Here is an 8,657-nt window from a genome sequence, read left to right as displayed (position 1 = left end):
GGACGCCGCCGGGCTGTTTAAAACAACTTAATGGATTAATTATACTATTATCGACGCGGGGTGGAGCAGCCCGGTAGCTCGTCGGGCTCATAACCCGAAGGTCGCAGGTTCAAATCCTGCCCCCGCAATAATCCATCTTTTCTTTTACATAATGGTCCCGTGGTGTAGCGGTTAACATGCCTGCCTGTCACGCAGGAGATCGCCGGTTCGATCCCGGTCGGGACCGCCATTTTCCTAGATTACTAGAATTCAAAACGAAACAGTGTTTCGTTTTTTTTATTGTCTAAAATGGAAATATGGCTGCTTTTTTTGCCCGTACTACTTAAATCGTGTACACTACATATAGAACAGTCATCCTTAGGAGACATCCTAAGGATTTTTTATTAGACGATGTTTCGTAAAATTGCGAATAACGCTAACTCTAAAATGGCAGCGTTAATCATTATAATTGGAAAATGAGCAAGGGTGATAATAAATGGCGACTTATCAATTTATATCGAAGCAGCCTGAGCAAACAAAGGATTTTGCCAAAAGGTTTGCTGGTCTGTTAAAAGCGGGCGACGTTATAGCGCTTGAAGGGGATTTAGGCGCAGGCAAGACGACTTTTACTAAAGGGCTTGCAGAAGGTTTGGGAATTACTCGGAATGTGAACAGTCCGACTTTCACGATCATTAAAGAGTACCAAGGAAGGCTTCCTCTATACCATATGGATGTGTATAGGGTGGAGGATGCGTTTGAAGATCTTGGTTTTGAAGAATACTTTGAAGGTAATGGTGTGACGGTGGTAGAATGGGCACATTTAATTGAAGCTCAACTGCCAAAGGATCTCCTGCTGCTCCAGCTCTACTTGGACGATAACGGTGCCAGGAAAATCGTTGCTGAGCCAAAAGGTGAACGGTATGAAGAATTGTGTAAGGAGATTTTTTAAATGAAGGTATTATCGATTGATACGTCCAATTATGTTCTGGGGATTGGCCTTTTGGATGGCGACACCGTGATGGGCGAGTACATTTCAAATATAAAGAAGAATCATTCTGTTCGAGTGATGCCTGCCATTCAGACATTGATGGATGAATGCAGCATGAAGCCAGGAGATTTATCGAAGATTGTTGTTGCTGAGGGGCCTGGATCCTATACAGGCGTGCGCATAGGAGTGACGATTGCCAAGACGCTTGCATGGACGTTGAAGATTCCTATGTCAGGCGTTTCAAGTCTTGAGACAGCTGCTGCTTCTGCAGGAAGATATTTTGATGGATATGTTTCACCTTTCTTTGATGCGAGGAGAGGACAAATCTATACAGGTTTATATAAGTTTGAACATCAAGTTTTACAAACGGTAAAAGAGGACCAGCTGGTTATGTCAGCAGACTGGGTCCGAACGCTTAATGAAATGGACAGCAGAATTTTATTTACTAGTAACGATTTGCTTTTACATGAAAATGTGATTAAAGAGGAGCTTGGGGACAAGGCAGTTTTTGCAGCAAGCACTGAGCTTAATCCACGGCCAGCAGAACTGGCGTTATTAGGAAGGGATAAAGAGAGTGTCGATCTTCATTCATTTGTCCCTAACTATATTCGCATGGCAGAAGCAGAAGCCAATTGGCTGAAATCACAAGAGAATAATAATTAAGTGGGAAGATGAAATGAATAATACAATAACTTTCCGTAAGATGACTATTGAGGATCTTGATGATGTAATAGAGGTAGAGATTCATTCTTTTGCGACGCCTTGGAGCAGGGAAGCTTTTTACAATGAATTAACGAAGAACCAGTTTGCGCACTATCTAGTTGCAGAAGTCGATGAGAAGGTAGTTGGCTATTGCGGTGTGTGGATTATCGTAGATGAAGCACATATCACAAACATAGCACTTTTACCGGACTACCGTGGAATGAAGCTTGGTGAGTCGCTAATGGGCAGGATCATAGAGACTGCGCGCGAATCAGGAGCTGTAAGGATCACTTTAGAGGTCAGGGTGAGCAATGAAAGAGCACAGAATTTATACCGTAAGTTTGGATTTGAAGAAGGTGCTTTAAGAAAGCAATATTATACAGACAATATGGAAGATGCTTTAGTAATGTGGGTGAATTTATAATGGAAAAAGATCTATTAATAATGGGAATTGAAACGAGCTGTGATGAAACTGCTGTTTCTATAGTGAAAAATGGCCGGGAAATCCTCTCGAATGTGGTGGCTTCACAAATTGAGAGTCATAAGAGATTCGGTGGGGTCGTTCCGGAGATTGCTTCGCGCCATCACGTTGAGCAGATAACGATTGTATTGGAAGAAGCCTTAGCTCAGGCTAACATTGACATAAAGGATTTGGATGCCATTGCGGTGACAGAAGGACCTGGACTCGTGGGGGCATTGTTAATCGGAGTCAATGCTGCGAAAGCTTTGGCGTTCGCAAATGATATCCCGTTGGTAGGAGTGCATCATATTGCCGGTCATATCTATGCGAACCGTCTTGTAACGGAGATGAAGTTTCCCTTGATTTCTCTTGTCGTATCTGGCGGGCATACCGAGCTGGTGTACATGAAAGAGCATGGCCATTTCGAGGTTATTGGCGAGACTCGTGATGACGCAGCAGGTGAAGCTTATGACAAGGTCGCACGGACATTGAATCTTCCATATCCGGGAGGACCGCATATCGACAGGCTGGCACAGGAAGGACAGGCTACGATTGATTTGCCGCGTGCCTGGCTGGAAGAAGGGTCGTATGATTTCAGCTTCAGCGGCTTGAAATCTGCCGTCATCAATGTTGTGCACAACGCCCAGCAGCGTGGAGTTGAAATTGTCCCTGCTGAGCTAGCAGCAAGCTTCCAGGAAAGTGTCATTGATGTGCTTGTGACTAAAACTCTTAAAGCTGTGAATCAGTATGGAGTTAAACAAGTACTGCTTGCTGGCGGGGTTGCAGCAAACAAGGGACTTAGAGAGGCTCTGTCCAAGGCATTTGCTGAACTTGATGTGGAAATTGTCATTCCGCCATTGTCATTGTGTACAGACAATGCAGCGATGATTGCCGCTGCTGGTAGTGTATTTTTTGAAAAAGGTGAGCGTGCGGGTTTAACTTTGAACGGAAATCCAGGTTTAGAGATAACTATCCACAACGATAGTCGGAAGTAAAAAATAAATTTTCTGATTTTCTTGTGGATATCTTGTTGGATTTTGTGTGTTTCTGTGTATAATGTGGATAAATTACGCTTATTTTGTGGATAATGTGGAAAAGTCTCTGGATAAGCCATAAATCAATCTTTCTTATGTGAATAACTTTGTGAACAAAAAGTCCCGGAATTCATCTGGGACTTTTTTTGTGGATTAATATAGATTTTTTATTAAATGACAAGGTTTTTTTATTAAAAATCTAGTAAATCAATCGTGCTCCCTCAAAACCTCTAATGCTAATTGTTGAATAAAATAGTTGAGCATCTGATATTAACAAATCTTGGACAAAGTAATCTCATTTATTGGCGATAGTGGAGGTTATAATGGCGGAAAACCCAATATATTAGCGGAAATCCAATATATTAGACGAAAATTTATATATATTGGCGAAATACCCGATATATTGACGAACGCAAAAGGATCTTTCCAGTGACAGAGAATAGAACTATTATATGCAAATAAAAACCGGGCGACATCTCGCCGCCCGGCACATACTCTTCTATTTGTACTCTCTTAAGCCAACTCTGTCCATTCTTCCATCAATAAATCGATCTTCTCTTTGGCCGATTCAATTTTGCTGTTAATATCGGCTGCTTTTTCGTGATCCTGGAAGACATCAGGATCACATAAGAGTTCTTCGTATTCAGCTACTTCAAGCTCCAACTGCTCGATCGCTGCTTCCACTTCCTCCATGCGCCGTTTGCGCTGGCGTTCCAGCTTCTTTGATTCTTTATCCTGCTGATAGGAGCTTTTGTCTTGTTTAGAAGAATCTACAGCGCTGCTTGAAGCTTTTGCTGACTGTTCTGCGAGTGCTTTCAGCTCTTCCTGTTCGAGCTTTTTCTCGATGTAATAATCATAATCACCCAGGAACTCGGTAGCGCCAGTGCGGTCGAGCTCAATGACCTTTGTGGCGATCCTGTTTATAAAATAACGGTCGTGGGAAACGAAAAGGATTGTGCCCGGGTAATCGATCAGTGCATTCTCTAGCACTTCCTTGCTGTCCAAATCCAAGTGGTTCGTTGGCTCATCCAGAATCAGGAAGTTGGATTTTTGCATCATCATCTTGGCGAGTGCCAGACGTGCTTTTTCACCGCCGCTGAGCGTTGAAACGATTTTTGATACATCGTCGCCTGAGAAGAGGAAATTGCCGAGAACCGTGCGAATTTCTTTTTCCGGCTTAAGTGGATATTCGTCCCAAAGCTCGTTTAGTACCTTTTTATTTGAACTTAGCTCAGCTTGTTCCTGGTCATAATAACCGATCGATACGTTTGAACCATAGTGGACGCTTCCGGCGATCGAAGGGAGCTTTTCAACGATTGTCTTTAGCAAGGTTGATTTGCCGACACCGTTTGGTCCAACTAAGGCAGTGCTATCGCCGCGAGATAGATTGAAGGAGATATTTTCCGAAACGACGTCATTACTATATCCTACAGCGAGTGAATCAGCCTTAAGGACATCGTTTCCGCTTTGGCGTTCAATCTGAAAACTGAAGGTGGCGGATTTTTCATCGCCAAGCGGCTTGTCCATCCGGTCAATCTTTTCTAGCTGTTTCCTGCGGCTTTGAGCTCTTTTAGTAGTGGAAGCACGAGCAAGGTTTCGCTGGATGAAGTCCTGGAGCTTTGAAATCTCATCCTGCTGCTTTTCAAAAAGCTTCATATCCCGTTCGTAGTTTTCAGCTTTTTGGTTTAAGTAAGAGCTGTAGTTCCCCGGAAATTTTGCCAGCTGATGGCGGGAAATTTCATATACCTGATTAACGACTTTATCAAGGAAGTAACGGTCATGGGAAACAATCAGGATTGCGCCATCATAACCCTGAAGGTATTTTTCAAGCCAAGAAAGAGTGTCGATATCAAGGTGGTTTGTCGGTTCATCCAGAATTAAAATATCCGGGCGGGTCAAAAGGAGCTTAGCTAGAGCAAGCCTTGTTTTTTGGCCTCCGCTTAATGTGGATATTTTTGTAGAATAATCAAAGGAATGGAAGTTCAGGCCATGGAGCACGGAGCGGATGTCGGCTTCATATTGATAACCGCCTTGCTCCTTGAACTGGACCTGCAAAAGATCATATTCCTTGAGAACTCTGTCATATTCAGTCTGGTTTGTCAGTATGTCAGGGTCTGACATTTTTTCCTCAAGCCGGCGCAGATCTTTTTCCATGGAATGCAGATGGTTAAAAACGCCAAGCATTTCTTCCCAGATGCTTTTTTCGGATTCGAGACCAGTATTCTGTGCCAGGTACCCGATTGTCGTCCCTTTAGGACGGATGATTTCGCCGCTGTCATGCGCCTCGTGCCCGGCGATAATCTTCAGCAGAGTCGATTTACCCGCTCCGTTGCGGCCGACTAAGGCAACACGGTCATGGGTTTGTATTTCAAACTTTATATTCGATAAAATAAGATCAGCAGCGAAATATTTTGTCAGCTGATTAACTTGTAATAGTATCATTATTATTCACCTCTATTGCCTTAGAGATAGTGTAACCCATTCACATACGCTCGGCAATATATGAGACCCACCAAAGACAAGGAATGACAAGGAATTTGTGAACTCAGCAACAAAGTTCACACACAACTTTGTGAAAATAGTGTATCATTTGTTTGAAGGGAGCATGAACATGGCAGAATTTACGCATTTTAACGAAGAAGGCAGAGCAAAAATGGTGGATGTCAGTGATAAACATGTGACGGTCCGCACGGCAATCGCCCATTCAAGCATAATTGTGAATGAAGATATATATATAAGAATCACAGAAAATAAGATGAAAAAGGGGGATGTACTGGCAGTTGCACAGGTAGCGGGCATCATGGCGGCCAAGAAAACGTCGGAAATCATTCCAATGTGCCATCCACTTCCATTAACAGGCATTGACCTTAGCTTCGATTGGGAGCAAAATGGAAATGACTATATTTTAAATATCACCGCATCTGTTAAAACAAAAGGGAATACAGGGGTGGAAATGGAAGCGTTAACAGCAGCTTCAGCATGTGCGCTGACTGTTTATGATATGTGCAAGGCCGTTGACAAAGGCATGGTGATCGGCAAGACGTATTTAGTCGAAAAAACCGGCGGGAAAAATGGCGATTTTAAGAGAGAAGAGAAGCTTAAATAGAAATTTTGATTGGGTGGAGGATGGAGAATGATGAACGAACCTATGAAAATTCCGCAGGCAACCGCAAAACGCTTGCCGCTTTATTACCGTTTCTTATTGAACTTACATTCTTCAGGTAAACAAAGGGTTTCATCTGCAGAGTTAAGTGAAGCGGTAAAAGTGGATTCAGCGACAATCAGAAGGGATTTTTCTTATTTTGGAGCCTTAGGTAAAAAGGGGTACGGCTACAATGTGAATTATCTCCTGACATTTTTCCGAAAGACACTTGATCAGGACGAGCTGACCAAAGTAGCACTGATCGGGGTCGGAAATCTTGGAACAGCATTTTTAAATTATAATTTCTCAAAAAATAATAATACGAAAATCGAAATAGCTTTTGATGTGGATGAGGCAAAAGTAGGCACCGTTATGGGTGACGTGCCTGTCTATCACATGGATGAGCTGGACAAAAAAGTTGTCGAGGAAGGCATACAGGTGGCCATCCTTACCGTGCCGTCTGCGGTAGCCCAGCCTATTACCGACCGATTAGTCCAGGCGAATATCAAGGGAATCCTGAATTTTACGCCTGCACGATTGAATGTACCGGACTCCATCAGGATTCACCATATTGACCTGTCTGTAGAACTGCAATCATTAATTTATTTCCTAAAGCATTATCCGACCAATACAGACACAGAAGAATGATATGAAAAATAGCCTCTTCGGGATGAAGAGGCTATTTTTTCTGGATTTGTTTAAGTTTGAGATGGAGCAGGATCATCCGGATGCCGGAACCGAAGTCGAAGGTCGCGAGCATAACGAGGAGATAAGTGAAAAATCCCCATCCGGTTTCGCTGACATTCTGGATGGCGAAGTAGGTGAACAAGCTGCCTAGCAAGATGTAGACAATGCCTGAAAATAAAGGCGATTGCTTCATAACTTAAAGTCCCCCAATAAAGCTTTGAATTTTTTCTGCTTCTCTTATCATTCTCTCGATATCTTCCCTGAATACGGATTGAAGCAGGACAACGAACGTATTCATTGTGACATGGGCGATGATTGGAACGATGATGCGCTTAGTTTTTACATAAAGGAATGCAAAGGTAAAGCCCATGGCCGAATAAAGGATGACATGCTCGGGCTCCATATGAGCAAGCGCAAAAATCACTGAACTGATCAATGCGGCAAAAAAGAAGTTCATTTTCTTATGAAGGCTTCCGAAGATAATTTTACGGAAGACGATTTCTTCCAAAATCGGCCCGATGATCGAGCTGACAAGAATCACAACAGGGAAGCTCTCAATGAGGTTGATGATCTCCTGAGTATTTTCAGAGCCCATTTCGATTCCGAGCAGCCTTTCAATGTTGGCTGCAAAGGATTGAGCCAATAATGCCAGGAATACCCCTGCAACGGCCCAGGCAGCCGAGCTTGCTGGCGATGCCATTCCGCGCAAATCTGCCTGCATCTTGGATTCTTTCCGTAAAATAAGCAGCACGATGATCAATGTAAGGGTAAAACTGATGACAAGCCAGAAAGGAATCGATAGGGTTTCCATTTCCTTAAGGCTTTTGCCCATACCCTTACCTATAAAGGCTACGAGCGGAATGCCGACCAGGCTTGAAAGCTGCATGACGATATAGGCGATGATAATGTACCAGTATTCTTTTTTCAATATGAAAAACTCCTTTTAGGCCTTTTCAAAAACGTAATGACTTTATATACGTTTTAATATGATAAAAGTTCCGCAATGTTATCTCTCCATTTTACTAGTAAGCAGCTTGAAAGTTCAAATCGCAGGATGCTGCTTAAAATAATTGGTTAAATTTCCGCGGGGGCCGCATACTCTTTAAGGTGGTCTTTTTTAAACAAGCTTAATAATAAAATTTGAAGAAATCTGCTGTCGGACATTGGAGAAAGGGAACGAAATATAGTCCTTGCTGTCACTGGATTTCTGGCATGGAACCTTATATAAAATTTATAAAAAAAATTGGACTTCATGCTTGCAAAAAAAATAGAGATTCATTAATATAGAAATTGTGTTAGCACTCGATTGAGGAGAGTGCTAATAAAAAACTAATCTACATATATTTGAGGAGGTTGATTCACTTGATCAAGCCATTAGGTGATCGCATTATTATTGAGCTTGTTGAGTCTGAAGAAAAAACTGCAAGCGGTATCGTTTTACCCGACACAGCGAAAGAAAAACCTCAAGAAGGTAAAGTCGTAGCTGTTGGCACAGGACGTGTCCTTGAAAACGGAGAGCGCGTGGCACTTGAAGTTGAAGTTGGCAACCGCATTATCTTCTCAAAATACGCAGGTACAGAAGTGAAGTACCAGGGAACTGAGTACCTGATCTTGCGTGAAAACGACATTCTTGCTGTAGTGGAATAGAAAAGCGGAAGCGCCTTG

The 8,657-nt window shown here is 42.7% G+C and carries 10 protein-coding genes and 2 tRNA genes; 9 read left to right on the top strand and 3 right to left on the bottom strand.

The window, feature by feature from the left end; translation table 11 throughout:
- Positions 1-54: 54 nt before the first annotated feature.
- The 6 genes from V7201_RS17000 to tsaD all read left to right on the top strand — a co-directional run bounded on the left by V7201_RS17000 (position 55) and on the right by tsaD (position 3,124).
- Positions 55-128: transfer RNA gene (locus V7201_RS17000), tRNA-Met, on the top strand.
- Positions 129-153: 25 nt separating this feature from the next.
- Positions 154-229, top strand: a tRNA-Asp gene (locus tag V7201_RS16995).
- Between the two features lie 246 nt (positions 230-475).
- Positions 476-928, top strand: coding sequence for a tRNA (adenosine(37)-N6)-threonylcarbamoyltransferase complex ATPase subunit type 1 TsaE (gene tsaE / locus V7201_RS16990; RefSeq protein ID WP_335377945.1), 453 nt, complete (start codon positions 476-478; stop codon positions 926-928).
- Positions 929-1,630 (top strand): tRNA (adenosine(37)-N6)-threonylcarbamoyltransferase complex dimerization subunit type 1 TsaB, encoded by a 702-nt coding sequence (gene tsaB, locus V7201_RS16985; protein WP_335377944.1) that lies wholly within the window; start codon positions 929-931, stop codon positions 1,628-1,630. It begins immediately after the preceding gene.
- Positions 1,631-1,643: 13 nt separating this feature from the next.
- Entirely contained in the window at positions 1,644-2,093 is a 450-nt protein-coding gene (gene rimI / locus V7201_RS16980; RefSeq protein WP_335377943.1) for a ribosomal protein S18-alanine N-acetyltransferase, read from the top strand.
- Positions 2,093-3,124, top strand: a complete 1,032-nt coding sequence (gene tsaD, locus V7201_RS16975) for a tRNA (adenosine(37)-N6)-threonylcarbamoyltransferase complex transferase subunit TsaD (protein WP_335377942.1) — start codon at positions 2,093-2,095, stop codon at positions 3,122-3,124. Before rimI ends, tsaD begins: the two co-directional genes overlap by 1 nt.
- A gap of 552 nt (positions 3,125-3,676) precedes the next feature.
- On the opposite strand, the gene V7201_RS16970 is transcribed toward tsaD, so the two are convergent.
- On the bottom strand, positions 3,677-5,605 hold the full coding sequence (locus V7201_RS16970) for an ABC-F family ATP-binding cassette domain-containing protein (RefSeq protein ID WP_335377941.1): 1,929 nt from the start codon (positions 5,603-5,605) through the stop codon (positions 3,677-3,679).
- A 169-nt stretch (positions 5,606-5,774) separates the two neighbouring features.
- On the opposite strand from V7201_RS16970, the gene moaC reads away from it, so the two are divergent.
- Both moaC and V7201_RS16960 read left to right on the top strand, forming a co-directional pair.
- The gene (gene moaC / locus V7201_RS16965) at positions 5,775-6,269 is read left to right on the top strand and encodes a cyclic pyranopterin monophosphate synthase MoaC (protein ID WP_335377940.1); all 495 of its coding nucleotides are present in this window, start codon (positions 5,775-5,777) and stop codon (positions 6,267-6,269) included.
- Between the two features lie 27 nt (positions 6,270-6,296).
- Positions 6,297-6,953 carry a redox-sensing transcriptional repressor Rex gene (locus tag V7201_RS16960; RefSeq protein ID WP_335377939.1) on the top strand — a complete coding sequence of 219 codons (657 nt, stop codon included), beginning with the start codon at positions 6,297-6,299 and terminating at the stop codon, positions 6,951-6,953.
- Positions 6,954-6,984: 31 nt separating this feature from the next.
- On the opposite strand, the gene V7201_RS16955 is transcribed toward V7201_RS16960, so the two are convergent.
- Positions 6,985-7,185, bottom strand: coding sequence for a YdiK family protein (locus V7201_RS16955; protein ID WP_335377938.1), 201 nt, complete (start codon positions 7,183-7,185; stop codon positions 6,985-6,987).
- 3 nt (positions 7,186-7,188) lie between these two features.
- A complete protein-coding gene (locus tag V7201_RS16950) occupies positions 7,189-7,920 on the bottom strand; it encodes a CPBP family intramembrane glutamic endopeptidase (RefSeq protein ID WP_335377937.1) in 732 nt (243 codons plus the stop codon).
- A 434-nt stretch (positions 7,921-8,354) separates the two neighbouring features.
- Here V7201_RS16950 and groES point away from each other — a divergent pair, with 434 nt between their 5' ends.
- Positions 8,355-8,639 (top strand): co-chaperone GroES, encoded by a 285-nt coding sequence (groES, locus tag V7201_RS16945; protein WP_041967795.1) that lies wholly within the window; start codon positions 8,355-8,357, stop codon positions 8,637-8,639.
- The last annotated feature ends 18 nt before the right edge of the window (positions 8,640-8,657 follow it).

This window comes from Bacillus sp. JJ1122, from assembly GCF_036964885.1.
Classification (GTDB): domain Bacteria; phylum Bacillota; class Bacilli; order Bacillales; family Cytobacillaceae; genus Mesobacillus.
This window is presented reverse-complemented; position numbering and strand designations above follow the sequence as displayed.

Excerpts from the sequence above, each read along its gene's own strand:
- V7201_RS16960 (WP_335377939.1), top strand. The coding sequence starts at position 6,297 with ATGATGAACGAACCTATGAAAATTCCGCAGGCAACCGCAAAACGCTTG.
- tsaD (WP_335377942.1), top strand. The coding sequence starts at position 2,093 with ATGGAAAAAGATCTATTAATAATGGGAATTGAAACGAGCTGTGATGAA.
- V7201_RS16970 (WP_335377941.1), bottom strand. The coding sequence starts at position 5,605 with ATGATACTATTACAAGTTAATCAGCTGACAAAATATTTCGCTGCTGAT.
- tsaB (WP_335377944.1), top strand. The coding sequence starts at position 929 with ATGAAGGTATTATCGATTGATACGTCCAATTATGTTCTGGGGATTGGC.
- V7201_RS16955 (WP_335377938.1), bottom strand. The coding sequence starts at position 7,185 with ATGAAGCAATCGCCTTTATTTTCAGGCATTGTCTACATCTTGCTAGGC.
- moaC (WP_335377940.1), top strand. The coding sequence starts at position 5,775 with ATGGCAGAATTTACGCATTTTAACGAAGAAGGCAGAGCAAAAATGGTG.
- tsaE (WP_335377945.1), top strand. The coding sequence starts at position 476 with ATGGCGACTTATCAATTTATATCGAAGCAGCCTGAGCAAACAAAGGAT.
- rimI (WP_335377943.1), top strand. The coding sequence starts at position 1,644 with ATGAATAATACAATAACTTTCCGTAAGATGACTATTGAGGATCTTGAT.